Source organism: Azospirillum cavernae, from assembly GCF_003590795.1.
In the GTDB taxonomy this organism is placed as follows: Bacteria; Pseudomonadota; Alphaproteobacteria; order Azospirillales; family Azospirillaceae; genus Azospirillum; species Azospirillum cavernae.
Window position 1 is genome coordinate 268,452 of record NZ_QYUL01000005.1, and the last position, 24,159, is coordinate 292,610.

Genomic DNA, 24,159 nt, shown 5'->3' on the forward strand with positions numbered 1-24,159 from the left:
GGATGAATGTCGTTTACTGCGACCAGTTATCAAGTAAACATGACGCAATTGTTACGTATGGCAAGGTTGAACGCTGTGTCGGGTTGGATGACGTTGGGTTTGCGGACCAAGATCGTGGTCGGCATGGTCGCCGTTTTGGCCGTTGGGGCGACGACGATCACCGGGGTGTCTCTGTGGCTGTCGCGCGAGTCGGCGCAGGAATCGGCCATCACGCTGGCCGCCGAAACCGCCGAGCATCAGGCGGCGCGGGTCGCCGCCGACATTGGCGCGGCGGTGGAGGCTGCGCGGGGCATCGCCGCTTTGGCGTCGGTCGAACGCGGTCTTCCGGGGCCGCGCCGCGCCGTGGTCAACCGCTACCTGCAACAGATCGCCGCCGCCAACCCGCTCTACGCCGGGGTTTGGATCGACATGGCCGACAACGGCTTTGACGGCCAGGACAAGGAGTTCGCCCAGCGAAGCGGCGGCACGGAGATTCTGGGCCTGCCCAAGACCGGGCGGATGAGCCTGCTGTGGCTGCCGTCGCCGAGCGGGCCAAAGGCCGACGACAGCGACGGGGTGAGTTACGCCGAGGTCCAGGACAAGGAATATTACAAGGCGGCGGCGACCAGGAAAAAGGAAGTCGTCACCGAACCCTATCTTGACGATCTGACCAAACAGTTGATGACCAGCGCCGCCATGCCGGTGTTGGACGGTCAGAAGGTGGTTGGCGTGGCGGGCGTCGATCTGTCCTTGGCTGGCTTGACCGACATCGTGCGGTCGGTGAAGCCCTATGGCGACGGCTATGTCGCGGTGCTGTCCGCTTCGGGCCAGTATGTGGCCCACCCGGATTCGGCGCTCCTGTCCAAGCCCGCCGACGATCTGCCCCCGGCGGCGCAGCGCGCGGCGGCGGCGGGGACGCTGTTTGAAGGTTACGCCCAATTGGCGGGCCGCGAGCATTATCTGCGCGTCTCCCCGATCCGCCTTGGCGGCACGGGCGCGGTCTGGTCCTTCGTCGTCGCGGCGCCGACCGCCAGCATCATGGAGGACGCCAACCGGCTGACCTTGTTGTCGGCCCTGGTCGGGTTGGGCTGCGTCGCCATTGGCGCCCTGGTCGCGCTGGGCATTGGCGGCGGTTTGGCCCGCCCCTTGACCGGCATGGCGACGGCGATGGCGCGGCTGGCCGGCGGCGATCTCGACACGCCGATTCCCGCCCTGGACCGCCAGGACGAGGCGGGAACCATGGCCCGCGCCGTGGACGTCTTCAAGCTGGGCCTGATCCGCGCCCGCGATCTCGATCTGGCGCAAAAAGCCGAATGGAAAGCGCAGCAGGAGCAGGCGACCGCGCTGGCCGCCTTGCAGCGCGGCTTTGAATCGAAGGCGGGCGGTCTGGCGGGTGAAATGTCCACCGCCGCCATGCAGTTGAAGGCGACGGCGGAATCCCTGACCACCATCGCCGCGCGGACCAACGGCCAAGCCGTGTCCGTCGCCGCCACCGCCGAACAGTCCTCGGGCAACGTCCAGACCGTGGCGGCGACGACCGAACAATTGTCGGCGTCGATCCGCGACATCGGGCGGCAGGTCGATGAATCGGCGCGCATCGCCAGCGCCGCCGTGGCCGACGTCGAGCGCACCAACGCGACGGTGGAGGCGCTGGCACACGGCGCCCAGCAGATCGGCGACGTGGTGACGCTGATTCAATCCATCGCCGCGCAAACCAACCTTCTGGCCCTGAACGCGACCATCGAAGCGGCCCGCGCGGGCGAAGCGGGCAAGGGATTCGCCGTGGTGGCGCAGGAGGTCAAGAACCTCGCCAACCAGACCGCCAAGGCGACGGAGGACATCGTGTCCCAGGTCGAGGAGATCCGCAGGGTGACGAAGGAGACGGTCGGGTCGATGCAAAGCATCGGCGACACCATCGCCCAGGTCAGCCGCATCGCCTCCACCATCGCCGCCGCCGTCGAGGAGCAGGGGGTGGCGACCGAGGAGATCGCCCGCAACATTCAGCAGGCGGCCCAAGGCTCGCGCGAGGTCAGCGACACCGTCGGCGGCATTCGCGGCGCGGCGGCGGAAACCGGCGGCGCGGCCAGCCAAGTGCTGTCCGCCGCCGCCAGCGTCGCCGACCGCTCCAAGGCGCTGACCGCTGAGGTTGACGGCTTCTTCGCCGCCGTCCATCGGGTGCGCGCGTCGGGGGGTTAAGCGCGCCCGTCTTTGGGAAGGTCGGCCACAGTCAACAGCGGGCGGCGCAGGCGGTCGCCCGCGACGTCGGCGCGCAGGGCGTCGATGTCCTGTTCGCGGATGCGTTCCAGCTCCGCCCGGTTGGCGTCGATGAAGGGATTTTGGTCGGTTGAGTTTTCAGGACGGGCGTGCTCCAGGTGATAGAGCGGGCCGGGCGTCCGCTCCACCGTCAAACCCAGGCGGCGGAAGCGGACGACGATCTCGTCGTCCTCATAGCCCCAGGACAGGAAATTCTCGTTGTAGCCGCCCGCCGCGAACAGCCGCTCCCGGTCAAAAAAGGCGCTGCCGCCGGGCGAACTGCGGTGCATCAGGGGAAAGCGCGGGCACATCGCGTTCAGCGGAGCGGCTGACAGGGTGTGGCCGAAGCGGTGGACCTCCCGCCCCATGATCCAGAAAAACCAGCCATTGTAGGGAAAGACCAGCCCGTCGCCGCGCCGCACCGCGTCGCGCGCCAGAACATATTGCACCGGATCGACGACGATGTCGGTGTCGTGCAGGGCGACGATGGGCGTCTCCGCCGCCTCCGCCATCCGGTTGATGAGAAAGGCCTTGTGGGTGTAGGGCGTGTCGTTGCCGGTCAGATGCAGGTGACGGCAGCGCGCCGCCAGCTCCGGCCCCAGCGCGTCGGCGGCGTCGCTCGGCCCGTTCTTGTCCTCGCCGATCAGGATGGTCGTGTCGGCGTGCTTCAGGATGTAGGCGACGATCCAGCGCAGGTTCCGTTTGCGGTCGGCGCTGTCGGCGCGGAAGGGGATGAGAAAGGTCACGTCGCGCAGATCATGCCGCCCGTCAGGGCCGTGCGCGTCCAGGATGGCGCGGCGGGCGTGAAAGGCGGCGGTTTCCCCGGCGATCTTCCCGGCGAGGGACTCGTCGTTCGGGTCGAGCGACTGCGCCATCTCGTAAAAGCCGACGGCGGCGCCGGGGCGGCCCAGCATCGCCTCGATGTTGCCGCGCTGGCGCCAGCCCGCCGGGTGGTGCGGGTGGCGGGTCAGCAAAATGTCGAGCGCGGCCAGCGCCTCGTCGATTCGCCCGATGCCTTGCAGCGCTTCGCTCAAATGATATTCGGCGTCGGGGAAATCGGGGCGAACCGCGATGGCCCGACGGTAGCAGGCGATGGCCTCCTCCGTCTCCAACGCGACATGATGCAGGGAACCGAGGTTGAACAGCGCGTCGGCGTCCGGCGTTCCGTCACGGTCGGCCAGTTCCACCGCGCGCAGCAACAGGGGGCGCGCCGCCGCGTGGTCGCCGCGAAAAGCGTGGAGCACGCCCAGCCGGTGCAGGGCGTCGGCGTTGTCGGGATCGGCGTCCAGCACGCGGCGGTAAATCACCTCCGCCTGGGCGTGGCGTCCGGCGGTCAGATGGTCGAGGGCGGCGGCCAGCGCCTCGCCGATGGTGGCCATGGGGGAAATTCCGGGCAGAGCGTTGAGATTCCACTTTGACACAACGGGCCGCGTGGGTGGACTCTTCGCTCATCAGGATCGAACTGTTCCATCAAAGGCGCCGCCCGAATCATGACCAACGACTATAAGAACCGTTCCGCCGGAGGACTCGCCCTCACCCGCCGCCAGCTCGGTCAGGCCGCCCTGGCGGGCGGCGCGCTCGCCAGCTTTGGCCGCGCCCCCGCCTTCGCCCAGAACACGACGCTGAAGGTCGGCGTTCTGCTGCCGCGCTCCGGTCTGCTGGCCCAGGCCGGGCAGGCCTGCCAGCGCGGGGCCGACATCGCCCCAGCCGTGCTCGCCGACATGGGTTACAAGGTCGAGGTGATGTCCGCCGACACCGAATCCAACGTGGACGTCGCCCGCTCGCGCACGGAAAAGCTCATCAACGATGGGGCGCAGGTGATCGTCGGGGCGTTCGACAGCGGCCAGACCGCCGCCGCCGCGCAAGTCTGCGAACAGCGCGGCGTGCCGCTGGTGATGAACATCGCCGCCGCCGACCGCCTGACCGAACAGGGTTACAAGACCGTGTTCCGCAACTTCCCGACCTCCACCATGCTGGTGTCGAACGGGTTGTCGCTGATGAAGGATCTGTTCGCCGCCACCGGCGTCACGCCGAAATCGGCGGTGTTCCTGCACGCCAACGACACCTTCGGCATGGCCAATCGGCAGGCGATGGACGGGCTGTTCCCCAAGCTGGACATGCCCTTCACCCTGGTCGATTCGATTTCCTACGATCCCAAGGCGCAGGATCTGGCGGTCGAGGTGGCCAAGGCCAAGGCGACCGGCGCCGAACTGGCCATCGTCACGACCCGCGCCAACGACGCCATCATGCTGGTGCGCGAAATGGTCAAGCAGCGTTGGGAGCCAAAGGGCATCGTTTCCCCCGGTTCGCCCGGCCTGTATGACGAGCAGTTTTACAAGGTGCTCGGCAAATACGCCGATTTCGCCATCACCAACCTGCCCTGGTACGACCCGAAAGCGCCGCTGACCAAGATCGTCGAGGCGGCCTTCAAGAAGCAGTTCCCCAGCGACCGTTTTGAAGGCTACGCCTTCAACGTCGCCTTCACCTTTGAAGCGATCTTGATCGCCGCCGACGCCTTCAAGCGCGCGGGCGCGGCGGATTCGGCCAGCCTGCTGGCGGCGCTGCGCGCCACCAACCTGACCAACAAGATGATGGTCGGCCCGGCGATTAGTTTTGACGAGAAGGGCCAGAACACGCAGCTCATCTCGGCTTGCGTGCAGAACCACAACCAGCGCCCGACGGTGGTCCTGCCGAAAGCCTCGGCGGAAACCGCCCCGGTGTTCCCGGCGCCGGGTTGGGGCAAGCGCGGGTAATCAGGCTCGGACGTTGCGGCGACGGGCTTCCCTGTTGGGGGGCCTGTCGCCCATACCTCAGGTTCCTGGCGCGCGGGGCGCGCTCCAGCCGCGCAGGACGCTGACGACGCGCAGGACGAACACCGCCGTCGCCCCGGCCACGGCGACGGGAACCGGCGGCAGTCCCAGATGCTGACCGGCGATCACGATGATCGCACCCAGCAGGGCCGCCATCGCGTAAATTTCCTCGCACAGCACGCGCGGCACCTCGGCCACCAGCAAATCGCGCATCACCCCGCCGCCGCAGGCGGTCAGCACAGCCAGAAGCGCGGCGGGCAGGGGGGCCAAGCCAAAGGCCAGCGCCTTGCCGCAGCCCGCCACGGCGAACAGCCCCAGCCCGGCGGCGTCCAGCACCATCACCGGCTTGCCCAGCCGATTGATCGGGCGATGAAAGAAAAAGGCGACGAATCCGGCGGCCAGCGCGGCGAGCAAATAGCGCTCGTCGCGCAGGCTGGCGGGGGGAACGGCCCCGATCAACAGATCGCGGAACACGCCGCCCGCCAAGGCGGCGGCCAGCGACAGCACCAGCACGCCGAAAATGTCCAACCGCTTGCGCACCGCCAGCGTCCCGCCGCTCAGGCCAAAGACGAAGACGCCGATCAGGTCCATGACCATCAACAGGGTGGACAGGTCGTTCGGCATCGGGATGGTGGGCATGGCGGATCCGCTGGTCGTCAGAATGCCCACGGTTTCAGCACAGCGGCGCGCCGCCGCCAAGGGAAACCGGAGATGGACCATTCCGCGCCGATTTGTCCCTTGACCTTCCAATCGCTGGAATCACCATAGTCAGGGGCGCGGCCAGATTAAGGCCAGACCAGGAAGGATCTCCGGCATGACCAGCGCCATCACGAACCCCACGCGCGCCGACGCCAAAGCGAGGGAGGATCTCGACATCGGCGTGTCGGGCATGACCTGCGCGTCCTGCGTCCGGCGGGTGGAAAAGGCGTTGGGCCGCGTGCCCGGCGTGACCGCCGTCGCCGTCAATCTGGCGACCGAGCGGGCGCGCGTCGGCTTTTCCGGCCCCGCCGACGCCAAAGCGGTCGCCGAGGCCATTGAAAACGCCGGATTCCACGCCGAACGGCGGGACATCGACCTGTCCATCGGCGGGATGACCTGCGCGTCTTGCGCTGGGCGGGTGGAAAAGGCGTTGAACCGGGTTCCCGGCGTCGAAAGCGCGGCGGTCAATCTGGCGACCGAGCAGGCCCATGTCGTGGTCTTCGGCGCCAGCGCCGACGCGGCGCGGCTGGCCGAGGCGGTCGAGCGGGCGGGCTTCACCGCCGCCGCCCTGGTCGCCGGAACCGAAGACGCGGCGGCGGAGGAGCGGGCGGAGCGCGCCCGACGGGAGGGGCGACGGGTGTTGATCGCGGCGGCGCTGTCCGCGCCGCTGGCGCTGGGCATGGTCGGCGATCTCGCCGGGTTTGATGGGATGCTGCCGGGCTGGGCGCAATTGGGGCTGGCCAGCGTGGTTCAGTTCTGGCTGGGCGCGCGTTTTTACCGGGCGGGCTGGGGGGCGTTGCGCGCCGGGGCCGGGAACATGGATCTGCTGGTGGCGCTGGGAACGTCGGCGGCGTGGGGGTTGAGCCTCTATCTGCTGGCCACGGCCCATCCCGGCCACACGCCGCATCTCTATTTCGAGGCGTCGGCGGTCCTCATCACCTTTGTCCTGCTGGGCAAGTGGTTGGAGGCGCGGGCGAAAGGCCAGACGGCGGCGGCGATCCGCGCCCTGATGGATTTGCGCCCGGCCACCGCCCGGTTGCGGCGGAATGGCGTCGAGCGTGAGGTCCCGGTGGAACGGATCCGCGTCGGCGATCAGGTCGTCGTTCGCCCCGGCGAGCGGATTCCGGTTGATGGCGTGGTGGCGGAGGGCGCGGGCGCGGTCGATGACTCCATGCTGACCGGCGAAAGCCTGCCGGTGGACAAGGAACCCGGCGGGCGCGTCACCGGCGGTTCGATCAATCTGGACGGGGCGCTGGTGATCGACACCACGGCGGTCGGCGGCGAAACCATGCTGGCGCAGATCGTCCGTCTGGTCGAAGGGGCGCAGGCGTCGAAGGCGCCGATCCAACGGCTGGTCGATCGGGTCAGCGCGGTGTTCGTTCCGGTGGTTCTGGTCATCGCGGCGCTGACGCTGGCCGGATGGTGGCTGGCGACCGGCGACGCGGAATTCGCCATCGTCACCGCCGTGTCGGTGCTGGTGATCGCCTGCCCCTGCGCGCTGGGTCTGGCGACGCCGACCGCCATCATGGTGGGAACCGGCGCGGCGGCGCGGCATGGCGTCCTCATCAAGGACGCCGAAGCGCTGGAACGCGCCCACGCCGTCACCACCGTCGCCTTCGACAAAACCGGCACGCTGACGGAGGGCAAGCCGCGCGTCACCGATCTGGTCGCGACGGCGGACCTGGACGAAAACAGTGTGTTGCGGCTTGCCGCCGCCTTGCAGGCGGGCAGCGAACACCCGCTTGGCCGCGCCGTGCGGGAGCGCGCCGCCGCTCTGGGGTTGACGGCGGAGCCTCCGGCGGATTTCCGGGCGCTGGCCGGGCGCGGGGTGACGGGAACGGTGGACGGGCGCGCCCTGCTGTTGGGCAACGCGCGGGCGGCGGCCGAGTGGGGCGGGAGCGATCCGGCGTTGGTCGAGCGCGCCGCCGCGTTGGAACAGGCCGGGCGCACGGTGTCCTGGCTGGTGGAACGCACGGAGACGCCGCGCGCGCTGGGCTTGATCGCCTTTGGCGACACGGTGAAGCCGGGGGCCGCCGCCGCCATCCGAGCCTTGCGGGCGCAGGGCGTTGAGCCGGTGATGGTGACGGGCGACAATTGGGGGGCGGCGCGCGCGGTGGCGGCGAGTCTGGGCGTGACCCGGATCTTTGCCGAAGTTCTGCCGGGCGACAAGGCCGCCGTCATCGCCACCTTGAAGGCGGAAGGCGCATGCGTCGCCATGGTGGGCGACGGGGTGAACGACGCTCCGGCGCTGGCGGCGGCGGATGTCGGCGTCGCCATGGCGACCGGAACCGACGTGGCGATGCACAGCGCCGGGGTGACGCTGATGCGCGGCGATCCCCGTTTGGTCGCCGGGGCCATCGACGTGTCGCGGCGGACCTACGCCAAGATCCGTCAAGGGCTGTTCTGGGCCTTCGCCTACAACGTCGTTGGGATTCCGCTGGCGGCGTCGGGCCATCTCAGCCCGGTGTTGGCCGGAGGGGCGATGGCGCTGAGTTCGGTCAGCGTCGTCCTCAACGCGCTCAGCCTGCGCGGCTGGGCGCCGCCGAAGGGGGAGGAATGATGACCAATCCGGGAGGAGCGGGCGGAGTGACCATCGGCGACGCGGCCAAGGCGTCGGGCGTCAACGCCAAGCTGATCCGCTATTACGAATCCATCGGGTTGATCCCGCAGGCCGGGCGCACGGCGTCGGGCTATCGCGTCTACAGCCCGGCGGAGGTCAACGTCCTGCGCTTCGTCAAACGCGCGCGCAGCTTGGGTTTCGGCATCGAACAAATCCAAACGCTGGTCGGTCTGTGGCGCGACCGCAGCCGCGCCAGCGCCGAGGTGAAACAGGTGGCGCAGGCCCACATCGACGCGTTGGAGGCGAAAATCGCCGAATTGGCGGCGATGCGCGACAGCCTGCGCGAGTTGGCCGACGCCTGCCACGGCGACGACCGCCCCGATTGCCCAATCCTGCGCGATCTGGCGGGGCCGTGAGGGACCGTCAGCTTTCCTGAACGGTTTCAATCTCCGACAGGTCGGACAGGCGGCGGGCGAGGCGGTCGGTGCAGCGGATTTCCAGAATGCCGAACCCGGCGTTCGGGGCGATGGAATGCAGCTCCCCCGCCATGCCGTTTTCGCTGGCGAAGCGCTTCACCCGGTCCACCATGGCGTCGCGTTCCGGGCGTCCGGGGCGCAGGCCGGGCAGGGGGCGGGTGAAGTGCAGCTTGTAACGCTTGAAGATCGCGGGGGCCAACGGGGCGTCCTTTGGTGGTCCGATGCGCCCAGATCACGGACGGAACGCCCCGCTGTCAACCCCCGCTCTCAGATCACGCAGGTTTCCAGCAGCGGACGGTTGTCCAGCAGGCGTTGATAGCCGAAAGGCGTCAGATCCAGGCTGCGGTAGCCGCCATGGACGATCAACTCGGCCAGACCGCGCCCGACGCCGGGGGCCTGTTGCAGGCCATGGCCGCTGAAGCCGTTGCAGAACAACAGGTTGGCGACGTCCGGGTGGGCGCCCAGAATGGCGTTTTGATCGACGTCGTTGTATTCGTAGAAGCCCGCCCAGGAGGCTGTGACCTTGATCGCCTCAAAGGCCGGAACGCGGGCGGCCAGCGCGGGCCACATCGTGTCGTCGAACAGGTCATGCTCTACAGTCAGATCGTCGGTGTCCGGGTCGCGGTCGGCGGGGGGCGGGGCGCCGCAGATGAATTGCGCGCCTTCCGGCCGGAACCAGACGCCCGACGGGTCGATCACCAACGGGCAGGCGGGCAGCGGATCCCGGCAATCAAAGACGAAGACGCAGCGCTTGCGGGCCGACACCGGCAGGGGAATTCCGGCGAATTCGGCCACCCGGCGGGCCTTGGCCCCGGCGGCGTTGACCACCACGCCGCAGTCCAGCCGCTCGCCATTGTCCAGCAAAACGCTGTTCACGCGGTCGCCGACCCGATCCATCCCGACCACGTCGGCGGTGATGAAGGTGACGCCCAACGCCTTGGCCTTGCGGCGGAAGCCCTGCATCAGGCTGTAACCGTCAAACCAGCCCTCGCCCGACAGGCCGAGCGACCCGGCGACCAACCCATCGACCGACAGCCAGGGGAAGCGGGCGGCCAGTTCTTCGGGCGTCAGCAGGGCGACGTCGACGGCGCTGGCCTTTTGAATCGCGTGGTTTTTGCGGAGAATGTCGGCCCCGGCCTCCGTCGCCAGATAGAGATAGCCCGGCTCGCGCAGGCCCAAATCGACCGGATCGTCATCGACCGACAGATGGTCGCTGACCGACCGCAAAAAGGAGATGCCGAACTGCGACAGGGCGATGTTCGCCGGGGTCGAGAATTGCTGACGGATCGAGCTGGCCGACAACGCCGAGGAGGCGGTGCGGTAGGTCGGATCACGCTCCACCACGGCGATGCTGCCGCCAAACGCCGGGTCGGAGGCCAGGAAATAGGCGACCGAACATCCCATCACGCCACCACCGACGATCACCACGTCGAACCGACCGCTCATCATGCCTCCTGCTGGCTTCATCGGGGCGGATTGAACGCCGTCCCCCGGTTTGCTTGGAGGGAATTATGCACGGAAGATGGCCTTGGAAAATAAGAGAAAATTATCGCACAGCTTTTGTTATAATGAACGAATTATAACTTATTTCTCTTGCGATATGGCTCGCGCCACGGCGATCCATTCTTGCCCCTCTTCAGCGGCGCGCAAGGCCCGCAAGGGCGGCCAGATTCCCAAACGGCTGGCGCGACGTTCGGCGAAAAAGCGGTCGAGTTCGTCGGGATTGGGCAGGCGGTCGCCCTTGCGCTGGTTGCAGCGGCGGTGCGCCAGAACCACGTTGGCGGGGATGTCGGCGCCGCCATAGGCCTGCGGGATCAGATGATCGAAGGTCGCTTTGCCCCCGACCAACTCCCCGCAGTAAAAGCAACGCCCGCCTTGCAGGACGTCCATCAGTTTGGCGTCGTCCGGCGTGACGGGCATCGCAACCGCTCCGCAGCGTTGGGAAATCAGACGTCGCGCTCGACGCTGCCCCACAGATCATACTCGTCGGCGTGCTCGATGGTGACGTCCACCAGATCGCCGGGCTTCAGCGAGGTTTCGCCGTTCAGGAAGACGTTGCCGTCGATCTCCGGCGCCTCGGCGTAGGAGCGACCGATGGCCCCATCCTCGTCCACCTCGTCGATCAACACGCCGAGAGTCCAGCCGACCTTCTTTTGCAGCCGTTCGGCGCTGATCGCCTTTTGGGTCTCCATGAAGCGTTCCCAACGCTCTTGCTTGACCTCTTCCGGGACGGCGCCCGGCAGGGCGTTGGCGGGCGCGCCATCCACCGCCTCATACTTGAAGCAGCCGACGCGGTCGAGTTGCGCCTCTTGCAGCCAATCCAGCATGAACTGGAAATCCGCCTCCGTCTCGCCGGGGAAGCCGGTGATGAAGGTGGAGCGCAGGGCCAGATGCGGGCATTCCTCGCGCCATTTGCGGATGCGGTCCAGTTGCTTTTCCTGGGCCGCCGGGCGGCGCATCGCCTTCAAAACATTGGGCGAGGCGTGTTGGAACGGGATGTCGAGATAGGGCAGGATCTTGCCCTCCGCCATCAGCGGAATGACCTCGTCGACATGGGGGTAGGGGTAGACATAGTGCAGGCGGACCCACACGTCGAGATTGGCCAACTCGGTGCAGAGATCCAGGAAGCGGGTGCGGACCGAACGGTCGTACCACATCTCTTCCTTGTATTTGGTGTCAACGCCGTAGGCGCTGGTGTCCTGCGAGATGACCAGCAGTTCCTTCACCCCGGCGACCGCCAGCTTTTCCGCCTCGCGCAGCACCGACGTGATCGGGCGGCTGACCAGATCGCCGCGAATGGATGGGATGATGCAGAAGGTGCAGCGGTTGTTGCAGCCTTCGGAAATCTTCAGATAGGCGTAATGGCGCGGGGTCAGCCGCAGCCCTTCCGGCGGCACCAGATCGGTGAAGGGGTCGTGCTTGGGCGGCAGGGCGTCGTGAACGGCGCTGACCACCTGTTCATACTGGTGGGGGCCGGTGACGGCGAGCACGCCGGGGTGGGTCTTGCGGATGACGTCCGGTTCGACGCCCAGGCAGCCGGTGACGATGACCCGCCCGTTTTCCTTGATCGCCTCGCCAATCGCGTCGAGCGATTCCTGCTTGGCGCTGTCCAGGAAGCCGCAGGTGTTGACGAGCACCACGTCCGCCCCGTCGTAGGACGGCGAGATCTCGTACCCTTCGGCGCGGAGACGGGTCAGAATGCGCTCGGAATCGACGAGCGCCTTCGGGCAGCCGAGGCTGACGATGCCGACCTTGGGGGCGGACTTGGAAGCGGGTGATGTGGTCATCTCGCGCGTATACAGGCGAACGCTGGGCGACGCCAGTCAATTCGCCATCCATGTTGGCGGGGACGGTCCCGACTGCGGTGTTTCCGCACGCTCCACGCGAGGGGAGGGTGCGACAATTCGCAACCACCGGATGGCCTTGAGGGTTGTTTCGTTTTCGTTTCAGCCGCACTAAAGTGCAGTCCGATGATGATTGGCGGGCATCCGGTCCTTAAGGGCTAGGCGTTCGCCTCGTCGGATAGTGTCTCCATTTTGTAGAGTGAAGACGATGGCTTTGGTGGAATTGCGCAGATCCGGAAGCGACCGTGCGGCTTTGTCGGACGGGACGGCTTTGCGTTCGGCGGCTCCCACGAACGGGCCGTCCGCCGCGTCGTCGTCGGCTTCGCCCCAGGGGATCGCTGAGGTGATGATGCACATCGGCCATCTGGCCGACAGCCTGGGCTACACCCACGGGCTGAAGCCGTCGCAATGGACGGCGCTGCGCTATTTCGCCGGTGCGACCAGCGCCCAACGCACGGTGTCGGCCTTCGCCGATTTCCACGCCACCACCCGTGGCGCCGCCTCGCAAATGGTCGAGGTGCTGGTGAACAAGGAGTTGTTGGTCCGCGTGCCCGTGCCCGAAGACCGCCGCGTGATGCAGCTTCATCCCACGGCCAAGGCGCAAGAGCTGTTGCGCCACGATCCTTTGAAGGAGTTTGCCGGGGTGATCGCCGATCTGCCGACCGCCGACCAATGCCATCTGGCTGAAACCTTGTCGGAGTTGCTGCGTGGGTTGCTGGCGAAGCGGCAAACCGCCTGATCGCACAATCGAGCGAACGCCAAAAACCTCCGTCCCTGTTGCTGGGCAGGGGTGATCGCTTGTTCAGGCTTAAGCGTCGCTGTTGATGGATGACCGATCAAACGGGGTGCTGGCGAAGGGATCGCCCTGCCCATGCCCGGCACGCGCATGCCCACGTTCGGTCGCGGCCTGTCGGAAATATCCAACGACAAAAACACGCAGAGCGTTGGCCAAGGAAACGCCGCCTTGCGCGCCCAAACGGCGGTTTTGCTGCTCCATCCGTTCCTGGACGTCGGCGCACAATTCGTCAGCGGTCAGATCCTCCCGCCGACAAATTTCATCCAGCCCCTCCCAATAGGACGGCTCAAGACGAACCTGGACGTCGCGTCCCGCCACAACCAAAGAACGTGCGATCAATGACGCCACGCCCTGAGTCTGATTCTTGCGCGGCGCCAATTTTCCATTGTCCGACATGACCATTCGTCCTCTTGATACCCGCCCGGCTGCCTCTTTGCGGTTCATACTATAACCCGATTGAAGGGTGTTTGGGGAACAAAACTGCAAGCAGGTGACGAATGGGTCAAGACACGCGACTGGCTTCTCCGGCCATGTCCTTGAGCAGGGGGAGATTATTAATCACGATGAAGCCTTTGGCGTTGGTCACGATGCCGGACTTGCGCAAGGCGCTGAGGCTTTTGTTCACCATCTCGCGGGTGACACCCAGCATGCTGGCCAGGGCTTCTTGGGACAAAGGTTGCGTGATGCGCAAGCCCGAGGGACCATTTTGCCCGTAGCTGTCGGCCAGATAGAGGAGCTTGCGGGCAAGGCGGCGGGGAACATCGTGAAAAATCGCGTCTTCAATGTTTTCAGACACCCAGCGCAAGCGCTCGCACAGCACGATCATCATTCGGGTGCACAGACGGGGATGACGTTCCAGAAAAGGAATGAAGTCGGCGCGGTCGATCCGATACAACTCCGTCGGCCCCAGGGCGGCGGCGCTGGCGGTCCGTTCGCGCCCGTCCAGCAGCCCGATTTCACCCAGAATGTCCCCACTGTCCAAAATGTTCAACAGCATGGTCTTGCCATCGGCAGACGAGGTCCGAATGGCGATCTGCCCCTTCAGAACGGCGTACAGGCAATCCCCTGGATCGCCCTTGTCAAAAATCGTCTGCTCGGAGGTGAAACGGCTGATGTAGCCAAGGGTCAGAAGCTCGGCCATTTGCGTCTCGTCCAGCTCTTCGAGCAGACGGTTGCGTCGTAAAATGGCAGCGACGTCGGTTGGCGCGCTCATTCACCGCTCCCGCCTGTTTGTCCCGCCCCGGCTTCACTCCGCGCCACGCAAACAACAACGGCGCGCTCACCAGAGCGGGAGCAATCAGTGTAGAGCAAGCGGCGTTACATCGCGAGGGGGGACGCTTCGCGCAATGCACGATCCCACAAGCTGGTGCGCTCGAAATGAAAGCGCGCCTCCGGCGCCGGGTCGGCGCGCCCCAGATGGCGGCGCATGACCCGCAGCATCTGGCGGGCGTCGTCGCGCTTCTGGTCGAAGCGCCCGGTTGGCAGCCATGTTTTGAAGTCGGTCAATTCGTCGCCGGGCAGGCCGATGTCGGCGGCAAGCCGCAGGGCGCGACCAAACCCACGGTCCCGATAGGGCAGTTCCTTGGCGATGGATTCAAGCCGCAGGCCGGTGCTCGGCGACAGCACCCGCTCGGCCATGGCGTCGGCCAGGGTGCGGCGGATGTTGACCATCGCCTCCGACAAGGCGGGATAGCCGAGTTCGGCGGGGCCATGAACCACGGCCACCTCGTCATCATCCTCCAGCCGTCCGTCGCGGTAGGCCTCAAAAATCGCGCCGACGCCGATCATGCCAAACGAGTGCAGTTCGGCGGCGCGCAAGGCCCCCATGCTGGACGCGCCGAAAACCGGAATCCCCGCCTGGATGGCGAACAGGATTTCCTTGTGCCAGACCGAGGGGACGCATTCAAAAAAACCGTCGATGATGCCAATGGCCTTGGGCTTTTCCGCGCACAGGCGGATCACGTCGCCCTGGGTCACCGGCGGCAGGAAGCGGGCGTTCAGTTCCCGCTCGGCCTCATCGCGGGGCAGGGTCGGGCCAAGAAACACACAGACGTCGTTCATGCGGCCTTCTCCATGGTCTGGACCGACGCGCGTTGTCCGCGTTCACCCAGCAGATAGTCGGGGGATTCATCCAGCCCTTCCAGGCCCGGCGCGATGACGCGGACCACGGGGATGCCAAATTCCGGCTTGGTCAGATCAACGGCCACCACCTCTTTGATCCCAACCGCGCGCAGCCGGTCCAACTGGTGCTGGAGGTCGGCGTCGATGGTCGCCGCGCTGTGGGTTGGGCAATCGGTGAAGGGGCGCTGGCCGACGTCGGACAGGATGCGGGCCTTCCACCGCGCGTGCAGCGTCGGATCAAGATGGCGGTCATATTCAGCGCGCGGCATGTCGTCGCGCGCCCCGGCGATGAAGGTCAGGCGGCTTTGCGCAGCTTCGGTCAGAGCGCGGGACAGGGCGATTTCGCGGGCGGCGTGGCACCCCATGCCGCTGGCGGGACGAATGGAATACTGTGGGCAATCCTCGCGCTCGACGATCCGGCAAAGGAAGGCGGGAAGTCCGATGTCGCTGCTGATGTCCCACACGCCGATCTCGACGCCAGCGGCCTCAAAACGCTCGATCAACGACCGGCACACGGGGTCATCGACGCTGTCCAGATCAAGGCGGGTCGCCTGCTGGGTTGCTGCGTCGCGCTGGCGCCAGAGGGTGGTGGCGTCCCGCTCGATCAATTCGGTGATGGCGTGGCTGGTCGCCTCGGTCAGATGGTTGCCCGACGCCAGACCGTTGGAGCTGGCCAGGAAACAGCCATGCCCCGGCGCGACCGGCATGGTGAAGTTCAAATGGACCGCCTCGAACGGCGCCCATTTGCGTCCACCGTTCAACAGATCGGCGCCTTCGATCCACAGGATCGGGGTGTGCGGGGTGTAAGCGCTGGTGGACAGCCGGGGCAGCCGATCCACATCGACCACGGGGTGGGTCCAGCGCAACTCCTCAAAACTGGCGAATTTCAGGGGAAGGGTGATGCGTTCGGCGTGGTAGCTCTCAATCGACTCCATCACGCCCGACGCCTTGGCGGCGGCCAGCGTGACGCCTTTGCCTTGCGACACGGAGATGGAGCGTGAATTTGGCCGCGTGACCATCACCACGGGAATGCCCACCGTGTCCAGGCCGGTGACGTTCGCGACCCGCGTGATGCCCATCACGGGCAGGAACGGGGCGACACGGGCAAGAGTTTGCTCAGGAGCTACAATGCGATGCGTTCCGACGGTGTGAGCCTTTACGGCATCGGCGACGATTGCGCCAACATCGAGAAAATCAAACGGCATCTGTGAGCACCCTGACGGTGGGGACGGTGTGTGAACGGATCGAACGCTGCGGGCTCGCCAGATCCCGTGGCTACAAGGACAAACGTCCCTGGCGCGCAACAGGATCGGCGAGAATAAGACGTTGCTTACACGCCCGGGGTGATCGTGATCCGGCCAGCTTCGTAGTCGGCGGTGTCAAATCCATCGCGGTTGCCAGAGCGAACGCTGCGGCTGGTGTGGCTGCGGGTTTCCGAGACTTCGGAAACTCCTTGAGAGGCGATGGCATAGAGACGACCGTCAGCGCCACGGACCATGGAAGCGTTGGAAATGTTGTTCATGAGACAAAACTCCGAAATGAGAGGCGAATTTAGGAGGCGCTCCATACGTCAAGCGGCATGGACATTCCGATAGTTCGATATCGAAGAAGTTTTTGCTGTGAAATTTTTCACAGATCGAAACCTCCTGTTGGCGATAGCGTTCGGTCCTGTCCTGTAAATATCGCAAACGCTAATGTGGAGAGTCTTTCGCAATGCAAACCCTAGAAAAGGCGACAGCGGAATCCACAAAGGGCGCCAACATTGCCATGCTGATGTCTTGGCCGATGATGACGGCGCGCACACTGCCTTTGCCGGATCGACGCGCCCGCATTCGCTTGGAAACCGCTGTTTGGGATGGGTTGGACGCGATTTCCGCCATCGAGGGGCGATCCATCCGGGAATTGTGCGGTGATTTGGACGCCTCACGTTCGACAGGCGCCTCGCTTCCCAGCGCGATACGAAATTACGTTTTGGACTATTTTCGCAAGGCTGAACGGATGCAAGGTCTGTGATCGCGACGCGATGGCCCTGGCCTAAGCGGTCCGATTAGGCCTCAGCCGAAAGGCTTCTTTCCATGTGGGCGAGCACATGTTGACAGGTCTGGGCAAGACGGGACATGGACAGGCGATCCGCCAGCGCCTCGGCGCGTCGCGCCATGAGACGGCGTTGCGCTCCCGTGTATGGCGCCAAAGCCAAATGGCCTGCCTTGGCAAGGAACAGACGTGCGTGCGCTTCATACCCCAACTGGCCGGTGCTGAGCGCAACCCCAAGGGCCTCTTGGGCGGTCTGGATTGATTGCGCGGTCGCTCCGGCAGCCCATTGCGCCTTCGCCTGCCAGAGAAGAACCTGGGGCAGAAAAACACGCGGGTAGAATTGATTGCGTTCGCCGTTGCCGTCAACCCGCCCCCCGGCCTGTCGGCGGAACGATGCAAAGCTCTCGTCGAAAAGGGAAAAGCCTTCTGAATGTCTTTTCTTTAAGACATGAGCGTAGCCAAGGCCCGCAAGAATGAGTGGTCGCAGAATTGGCGTGCGGGCAACATCGGACAGGGACAAAGCCCGTTCCAGGGATGGGACGCTCTGGTCGATCTCATCAAGAATAAGGTGCGACCAACCCATATGCGTCATAGCGAAGATCTGCGAAAAGGCATGGCCTGATCGCTCTGCGCGCTCGACAGCGTGAACGCCAGCCGCGATGGCTTCGGCGCTACGCCCCAACTCCGCAAGGGTGCGAGCGGCAATGCTGGGGGGGTGCACAACCGCCAACGTCGAAAGTCCGCAGTTTCCCAAAGGCGGGCCGTCGTTGAGAAGCAGACTTCCGACGCGCAAGGTCTCCATCGACTGTTCAAAATAGCCTTTTTCAGTCAGGAGGCCACTCAGTTTGAACAGCAATTGGACCCGCGTCTCACGGGAATCCGATTGATCCAACGCCGCCAAACCCTGTTGGCACAGCTCCACACCCTCGTCGATCTCCCCATACGCCCATCGAAACGATGCGAGCATGGAACTGGCTTGCGCCAGATGTATCGTGTCACCGGCGATTTCCGACAAATCGCGGGCTTGGTTGAGACAGTCGTGAACGTCGGTTCCTCCACGGGGCAGAAGCGTTCGGGGCAATCCGATCAGCAATTCAATCTGGCGTGGCGTGTTTTCTCGGGATGGGCCAATTGTGCGCAGGGCTTCCAGCGCGTTGCGATAATGGCGGGTGGCGTCTTCCAGCTTTGACCGAACTTCGGCAATTTTTCCGGCTTTTCGTCCGCACACATACGCGGCGGCCCAATTTTCAGCGAGGAAGGCGTGATGAGCCAGAAGATCAATCCGATTGGGCAATTCATAAACGCGTCGGCTTCGCAAGGCGTTGAAAACGCGGGTGTGCAGAGCCTTCCTGTCGGATCTGGTCAGGGTGGCGTAAGCAACCTCCTGAATCAGAGCATGATTGAACGTGAATTCCAGATTCGGAAGCAGGCGCGTGCGAATGATGAATCCCGCACGCTCCAGATAGGCGAGAAGATCGGATAGGGCGGTGGTTGACGCTGTCGTCAGCGCGTGCAGGACTGCGACGTCGAATGTTGTTCCGATCACGGCGGCGTTCAGCAAGACCCGGCGTGGAGCCTGGTCCATCAGGTCCATGCGGGCGGCCAGAAGGCCGTGCAAAGAGCGCGGGAGATTCTGAGCGGCGGCCGGGTCGACCAACCGATACGCTCCCGGCCCTCCCGTAATCGCTCCGGTTGCTTCAAGCGTGCGCAGAATCTCCTCAAGGTAAAGGGGGACACCCTGGCTGCGCTTGGACACTTGGGTTTTTAGGTCGGCCAGCGACCAGTCCGGCCCCAACCAATGATTTAAGAATTGGTCAACCTGCGCCATATCAAGAGTTTTGAGATCGATTCGGCGCGCTGTCGGCGTGCCGGTCCAACCTTCAGGCGATGATTCCAGCCGCAGCGCCGGGGGGCGTCTGGTGGCGATCAACAACAGATGGGCTTGGCTGCCCAGCAGCGCGGTGGTCAACGCATCCAGGAATCGAACCATCACGGGGCTGGCCCAATGGGCGTCCTCCACCAGAACCAGCATCGGCGTCTGGTCGCGTGTGTCGCCAGACGACAACTCAAGAGCGGCGGCGACCAGCCCCTCGATGGACAAGGTCAGGCGTTGCGCCGGATCAAGGCCATGCCAGAGCGGATTGATTGTCTCCTGACCGAACAAATTGCGGACCGCGTCGGCGGCGAGAGAACCGGCTCGTCGGTCAACCATCGCAACAATTTGGTTCGGACCATCGCCTGTGGTTGACCCGATGATCTGAAGGGCGAAGCTGAGAGCGACCGCCTCCAGATCATCGGGATCCCCCAACCGCCGCATAGGCATTTGTGACCATTGCACGATTCTCCAATCACGGATTCGTGAAGCGCGGAGCACCTCTCCCACCAAGCGGGATTTTCCTATTCCGGCATCACCGGACAGCACCAGGATGGCCGACGCGCCAAGCCGCGCTCGATCCGCCAGCGAGAGGATGGTTTTCATCTCGCCGGTTCGCCCGACAAAGGGGGCGTTGGTCGAGCGCAGCATATCGGTGGCGGTGCGGCGAACCGCGCGGGCGCCCTCCAAAGTGAAGGCGGGCATCGGAATGGCGCCTTTGGCCAAAATCAGGCTGCCAACGGGGCGGGCTGCGACGCCAACCGGGATCAGATCCAGCGTGTCTCGGCTCAATTGGGCGCTGTTCGGCTCGGCGCGTTGCTGGAGTTTGGCCGCAAGGTGAACGCATTCCCCAACCGTCCGATAATCGGCCCACACCCCGTTGGCGACAACATGGGCCACCACATCGCCAGAGCTGATGCCGATGCGGACCTGGAAATCGGGAAGATCAGCGGCTTCCACCGTGGCGCGGACGATGTCCTGCGCGGCCAGGCAGGCGCGCAGGGCGTGATCCTCCTGGGCGTTCGGGGCGCCGAACACCGCCATGAAGCCGTCGCCCAAAAGCTGAGACACCATGCCGTCGTAGCGGGGGATCGCCTCGATCAGGCTGTTCAGAATTGACAGCAGAATTTGGTCGGCGTCTTCCGGGTCTCGGCCAGCGACCAGGGCGGAGGAGCTGACGATGTCGACGAACAGCGTGGTGAGGATTTTGCGCTCAGGCGTTTTGCCGCGCGCGGGACGTGCAACGTCGTGGGGAGCGGCGCCTCCCATACCTTCGATGATCCTCTCGGCCACCGCCATGTCCGCCCCCCTGCGGATTTCGCGTAGACATATTAGAGCATGTATTTTGCGTTTTGTGGATATCCCAGCGCGGCGAAGCCGATTCTTTTTCACGCCGCGAGAATTTTGCATACCCTGATATGCAATTGAGGAAAAGAAGAATGCGCCGGAAATACTCCCGACGCATTCTTTCTTGTTTGGTTTCCGTTGGTTGCGCGGCTGACTTCAACGGGGGATGGCGAGACCTTCCACCTGAGACACGTCGCGCACCGCGCCTCGGTCGGCGCTTGTGGTCAGTGCGGCGTAAGCGCGCAGGGCTGGGGAAACCACACGGTCACGCGCAACCGGCTTCCAGCCATTCACACCCTTTGCGTTCATCACGTCGCGGCGGGCCTGCAACGCCTCGTCGCTGATGGCCAGACGGATGGTCCGGTTGGGGATGTCGATTTCAACGCGGTCGCCCTCTTCCACCAGACCAATGGCGCCGCCGCTGGCCGCTTCCGGCGAGGCGTGGCCGATCGACAGGCCCGAAGTGCCGCCCGAGAAACGCCCGTCGGTGACAAGCGCGCAGGCCTTGCCCAGCCCCTTCGACTTCAGATAGCTGGTCGGGTACAGCATTTCCTGCATGCCAGGGCCGCCGCGCGGGCCTTCGTAGCGGATGATGACGACGTCGCCCGCCTTCACCACGTCACCCAAAATACCGGCGACCGCGTCGTCCTGGCTTTCAAACACGCGGGCCGGACCGGCGAAGACGAGGTTGGAGTCGTCAACGCCCGCCGTCTTCACGATGCAGCCCTTTTCCGCAATGTTGCCGTAGAGAACGGCCAAACCGCCGTCCTTGCTGAAGGCGGTCTCGACGTTGCGGATGACGCCGGTTTCACGGTTGAGGTCCAACTCCGGCCAGCGGCGCTCTTGGCTGAAGGGAACCACGGTCGGGATGCCGCCGGGGGCGGCCTTGTAGAGGGTGTGGACCGCCGGATCGTCGGTGCGGATGACGTCCCAACGGTCGATGGCGTCGCCCAGGGTGGGGGCGTGAACCGTCGGCGACTCGCGGTTCAGCAGACCGGCGCGGTCCAATTCGCCCAGAATGCCGAAGATGCCGCCCGCCCGGTGCACGTCCTCGATGTGGACGTCGGAGATGGCGGGGGCCACCTTGCAGACGTTGGGAACGCGACGCGACAGCCGATCAATGTCGGCCATGGTGAAATCAATCTCGCCTTCCTGCGCGGCGGCCAGGATGTGCAGAACGGTGTTGGTCGAGCCGCCCATGGCGATGTCCAGCGTCATCGCGTTTTCAAAGGCCGCCTTGCTGGCGATGCTGCGCGGCAGGGCGGAGGCGTCCTCATCCTGATACCAGCGGCGGCAGAGATCGACGGCGACGCGTCCGGCCTTGAGGAACAGTTCCTTGCGGTCGGCGTGGGTGGCCAGGATGGTGCCGTTGCCGGGCAGCGACAGGCCCAGCGCTTCGGTCAAACAGTTCATCGAGTTGGCGGTGAACATGCCGGAGCAGGAACCGCAGGTCGGGCAGGAGCCGCGCTCCATGTCAGCCGCTTCCTCGTCGGTCACGGTGGGATCGGCGGCGGCGACCATCGCGTCGATCAGATCGACCGACTTCATCTTGCCGCGCCACTTGACCTTGCCGGCCTCCATCGGGCCGCCCGAGACGAAGATCGCCGGGATGTTCAGCCGCATGGCGGCCATCAGCATGCCGGGTGTGATCTTGTCGCAGTTGGAGATGCAGACCAGCGCGTCGGCGCAATGGGCGTTGGCCATGTATTCGACGGCGTCGGCGATCAATTCGCGCGAGGGCAGGCTGTAGAGCATGCCGCCATGGCCCATGGCGATGCCGTCATCGACCGCGATGGTGTTGAATTCCTTGGCGACGCCGCCCGCCCTTTCGATTTCACGGGCGACGAGTTGGCCCAGATCCTTCAGATGGACATGGCCCGGAACGAATTGGGTGAAGGAGTTGGCGATGGCGATGATCGGCTTGCCGAAATCGCCGTCCTTCATGCCGGTCGCCCGCCACAGACCGCGTGCGCCCGCCATGTTGCGGCCATGGGTGGAGGTGCGTGAACGGTAATGCGGCATGGACTTGTCCTCGACTGATCGCGCGCGAGCGGTTTCGCGAAAGGAATGGGAAGAAACAGGTGGGCACCTTAGCAATCTCCTGTCGGCGTTTCCAGAGCCGCGACGGGGGGCGAAGCCCTGCCATGCGTGGGACGGGCGGCGGTGGGGCGCGGAGTCGCTCAGGGCCAATCTTCCAACCGGGGTGGACTCGTGGCACAACCCGCAGCGCCGCTTCCTTCGGAATGATCCTCGCCATGATCCAGACGCTTTCCCGCTCCTCCGCCCTTGACCGCCTGTCGCGGGCGCCCTGGTGGGCGCTGTGCCTGGGTCTTGCGGCTGTGATGGCGCTGTCGGTTCTGCTGGTGGGATTCCGCCTGCCCTATTGGGTTCACGCCGATCAGGATCTGGTGCTGGCCTATCATGGCCTTTTGTTCGCCGACGGCTTGCCGCAGGAGTATTTCGACCATCCCGGTTACGGGTATTTTTTGGTGATCGACGGCTGGTATCGGCTGCTGCACGCGCTGGGGCTGCTGCCGGTCGCCCGCTTGTCGGCGCTGCCGCTGGCCAGCGACGCGGCGGCCAACGCGGCGGCGTGGCAGGGGTTGGTCGAGGCTGGGCGGGCGCTGTCCATCCTTCTCACCGCGCTGTTCGCCGTGACCTACGCGACGCTGGTCCGCGAACTGGTCGGGGATCGCCGGGTGGCGCTGTTGGCGGGTGTGCTGTTGGCGTTTGGCGTCGGTTTGACGGCGCAGGGTCGGCAGATGCGCACGGATTTGCTGTCAGCGGGCTTCGTCGTCACCGCTTTGCTGATGGTTCTGGTCGCGGTGCGGCAGCCGCCGGGACGGACGGGCCGCTCCCTGCTGTTGCTGGGCGGGGCCGGGCTGCTGGTCGCCTTGGCGATGGCGACCAAGGTGCAGGCGGTGTTTTTGGCCTTGGGCATCCCCATTGCCGCCCTGCTGTTTGGTCAGCGTTTCGCTGGGGAGGCAGGGTCTTGGGGACGGACGGTGTTGCTGGCGGCGCTGGCGACGGCAGCGCTGGTTCCGGCGGTCGGCTTGATGGCCGAGGGGATCGCGTCGTGGGGGCAGGCGGTCTATCCCTACACCTCGGTCGGCGGTGGGCTGTCGGGGCGTTACCAGGGCGTGGTCGTCGGATGGGGCGTGTTGGGCGTGTTGGTGTATGGCTGGGTCTGGCGCGCGCCGTTGGTTCACAGTCTAGCGGCACTGGCGGCGGTGGCGTTGGGGGCCGCGCTTGGGCTGCTGGCGCTGGAGATCCGCTACAACGCGCAAAACGTCATCGCCGTGGCAAATTTCATTGAGCACATGTTCGTCTTCACCTCCTGGCGGCACGCCAGCGCCTTGCAGGGGCAAGGGCAGGTGGTGGGCGAGGGACTGTTGACCCTGCTGATGAACGGAATCGGGCGGACTCTGGCGATCCGCACCATCATCCTGCACCCCGACAACATCCCGCAGACCGTCATCGTCGAATGGTTCGCTCTGGGCGGCGCGCTGGTTCTGTGGCGGCGGGGAGAACGGTTGGCGGCGCTTCAGGCGTTGTTCCTGATTCTGGTCGCCTGGGGGCTGGAGTCGCTGTTTTCCCTGCGTGGCTTTCAACGGGCCTACGCCGCTTACACGGATCCCCTGGTGGTTTTGTCGGCGGCTTGGGTGCTTGCGCGGCTGCCGGAGCTGTTGGAGAGCGCCAGGTCCCGCCGTTGGATCGTCGGTGGAGTCGCTCTGGTGGTGGTTGCCGCCCACGCTTGGCCGATCATCGAAACGCGTCGTTTGCCGAATCCGGCCAGCCATTGCGACTGGATCCCGACCTACATGCCGCGCGTGGAACCCTTCCCGTTCTGCCGCTGAGGCGAAGAGG

20 protein-coding genes are annotated in these 24,159 nt (G+C 65.3%); 7 read left to right on the plus strand and 13 right to left on the minus strand.

Annotated features, from left to right (window positions below):
• Window positions 1-87 precede the first annotated feature (87 nt).
• Entirely contained in the window at window positions 88-2,175 is a 2,088-nt protein-coding gene (locus D3877_RS26600) for a methyl-accepting chemotaxis protein (RefSeq protein ID WP_119833819.1), read from the plus strand.
• Here D3877_RS26600 and D3877_RS26605 read toward each other — a convergent pair.
• Entirely contained in the window at window positions 2,172-3,611 is a 1,440-nt protein-coding gene (locus D3877_RS26605) for a tetratricopeptide repeat protein (RefSeq protein WP_119833820.1), read from the minus strand. The two genes, D3877_RS26600 and D3877_RS26605, sit on opposite strands and share 4 nt — an antisense overlap.
• Before the next feature lie 111 nt (window positions 3,612-3,722).
• On the opposite strand from D3877_RS26605, the gene D3877_RS26610 reads away from it, so the two are divergent.
• Entirely contained in the window at window positions 3,723-4,985 is a 1,263-nt protein-coding gene (locus D3877_RS26610) for an ABC transporter substrate-binding protein (RefSeq protein WP_119833821.1), read from the plus strand.
• Window positions 4,986-5,042: 57 nt separating this feature from the next.
• Here the strand turns inward: D3877_RS26610 and D3877_RS26615 are convergent, their stop codons facing one another.
• Window positions 5,043-5,681, minus strand: coding sequence for a trimeric intracellular cation channel family protein (locus tag D3877_RS26615; protein ID WP_119834050.1), 639 nt, complete (start codon window positions 5,679-5,681; stop codon window positions 5,043-5,045).
• 175 nt (window positions 5,682-5,856) lie between these two features.
• Here D3877_RS26615 and D3877_RS26620 point away from each other — a divergent pair, with 175 nt between their 5' ends.
• Entirely contained in the window at window positions 5,857-8,301 is a 2,445-nt protein-coding gene (locus tag D3877_RS26620) for a heavy metal translocating P-type ATPase (RefSeq protein ID WP_119833822.1), read from the plus strand.
• Between the two features lie 26 nt (window positions 8,302-8,327).
• Window positions 8,328-8,717: a Cu(I)-responsive transcriptional regulator gene (gene cueR / locus D3877_RS26625; protein ID WP_199721004.1), complete on the plus strand. Its 390-nt coding sequence runs from the start codon at window positions 8,328-8,330 to the stop codon at window positions 8,715-8,717.
• Window positions 8,718-8,724: 7 nt separating this feature from the next.
• Here the strand turns inward: cueR and D3877_RS26630 are convergent, their stop codons facing one another.
• The 4 genes from D3877_RS26630 to rimO form a co-directional block, all read right to left on the minus strand.
• Window positions 8,725-8,976, minus strand: a complete 252-nt coding sequence (locus tag D3877_RS26630) for a hypothetical protein (RefSeq protein ID WP_119833824.1) — start codon at window positions 8,974-8,976, stop codon at window positions 8,725-8,727.
• Window positions 8,977-9,044: 68 nt separating this feature from the next.
• Window positions 9,045-10,244 carry an NAD(P)/FAD-dependent oxidoreductase gene (locus tag D3877_RS26635; RefSeq protein WP_238475107.1) on the minus strand — a complete coding sequence of 400 codons (1,200 nt, stop codon included), beginning with the start codon at window positions 10,242-10,244 and terminating at the stop codon, window positions 9,045-9,047.
• Between the two features lie 117 nt (window positions 10,245-10,361).
• The gene (locus tag D3877_RS26640) at window positions 10,362-10,697 is read right to left on the minus strand and encodes an HNH endonuclease (protein ID WP_119833825.1); all 336 of its coding nucleotides are present in this window, start codon (window positions 10,695-10,697) and stop codon (window positions 10,362-10,364) included.
• A 26-nt stretch (window positions 10,698-10,723) separates the two neighbouring features.
• Complete coding sequence (gene rimO / locus D3877_RS26645) at window positions 10,724-12,064, minus strand: 30S ribosomal protein S12 methylthiotransferase RimO (protein ID WP_119833826.1); 1,341 nt, start codon at window positions 12,062-12,064, stop codon at window positions 10,724-10,726.
• A gap of 403 nt (window positions 12,065-12,467) precedes the next feature.
• Between rimO and D3877_RS26650 the strand changes: the two genes are divergently transcribed.
• The gene (locus D3877_RS26650) at window positions 12,468-12,860 is read left to right on the plus strand and encodes a MarR family winged helix-turn-helix transcriptional regulator (protein WP_238475108.1); all 393 of its coding nucleotides are present in this window, start codon (window positions 12,468-12,470) and stop codon (window positions 12,858-12,860) included.
• A gap of 69 nt (window positions 12,861-12,929) precedes the next feature.
• On the opposite strand, the gene D3877_RS26655 is transcribed toward D3877_RS26650, so the two are convergent.
• From D3877_RS26655 to D3877_RS26675, 5 genes are all read right to left on the minus strand, one after another.
• Window positions 12,930-13,256, minus strand: a complete 327-nt coding sequence (locus D3877_RS26655) for a ribbon-helix-helix domain-containing protein (protein WP_238475109.1) — start codon at window positions 13,254-13,256, stop codon at window positions 12,930-12,932.
• A 163-nt stretch (window positions 13,257-13,419) separates the two neighbouring features.
• The gene (locus D3877_RS26660) at window positions 13,420-14,130 is read right to left on the minus strand and encodes a Crp/Fnr family transcriptional regulator (protein WP_119833828.1); all 711 of its coding nucleotides are present in this window, start codon (window positions 14,128-14,130) and stop codon (window positions 13,420-13,422) included.
• Window positions 14,131-14,234: 104 nt separating this feature from the next.
• Window positions 14,235-14,978 (minus strand): TfuA-like protein, encoded by a 744-nt coding sequence (locus tag D3877_RS26665; protein WP_119833829.1) that lies wholly within the window; start codon window positions 14,976-14,978, stop codon window positions 14,235-14,237.
• Window positions 14,975-16,117, minus strand: coding sequence for a YcaO-like family protein (locus D3877_RS26670; RefSeq protein ID WP_238475138.1), 1,143 nt, complete (start codon window positions 16,115-16,117; stop codon window positions 14,975-14,977). The genes D3877_RS26665 and D3877_RS26670 overlap by 4 nt, the downstream gene beginning before the upstream one ends.
• A 251-nt stretch (window positions 16,118-16,368) precedes the next feature.
• Complete coding sequence (locus tag D3877_RS26675) at window positions 16,369-16,560, minus strand: hypothetical protein (RefSeq protein ID WP_238475110.1); 192 nt, start codon at window positions 16,558-16,560, stop codon at window positions 16,369-16,371.
• A 191-nt stretch (window positions 16,561-16,751) separates the two neighbouring features.
• Between D3877_RS26675 and D3877_RS26680 the strand changes: the two genes are divergently transcribed.
• Window positions 16,752-17,051 (plus strand): ribbon-helix-helix domain-containing protein, encoded by a 300-nt coding sequence (locus D3877_RS26680; RefSeq protein ID WP_119833832.1) that lies wholly within the window; start codon window positions 16,752-16,754, stop codon window positions 17,049-17,051.
• A 34-nt stretch (window positions 17,052-17,085) separates the two neighbouring features.
• On the opposite strand, the gene D3877_RS26685 is transcribed toward D3877_RS26680, so the two are convergent.
• Entirely contained in the window at window positions 17,086-20,244 is a 3,159-nt protein-coding gene (locus D3877_RS26685; RefSeq protein WP_119833833.1) for an ATP-binding protein, read from the minus strand.
• Between the two features lie 204 nt (window positions 20,245-20,448).
• On the minus strand, window positions 20,449-22,314 hold the full coding sequence (gene ilvD / locus D3877_RS26690; RefSeq protein ID WP_119833834.1) for a dihydroxy-acid dehydratase: 1,866 nt from the start codon (window positions 22,312-22,314) through the stop codon (window positions 20,449-20,451).
• A gap of 233 nt (window positions 22,315-22,547) precedes the next feature.
• Here ilvD and D3877_RS26695 point away from each other — a divergent pair, with 233 nt between their 5' ends.
• On the plus strand, window positions 22,548-24,149 hold the full coding sequence (locus D3877_RS26695; RefSeq protein ID WP_238475111.1) for a phospholipid carrier-dependent glycosyltransferase: 1,602 nt from the start codon (window positions 22,548-22,550) through the stop codon (window positions 24,147-24,149).
• Window positions 24,150-24,159: the final 10 nt, after the last annotated feature.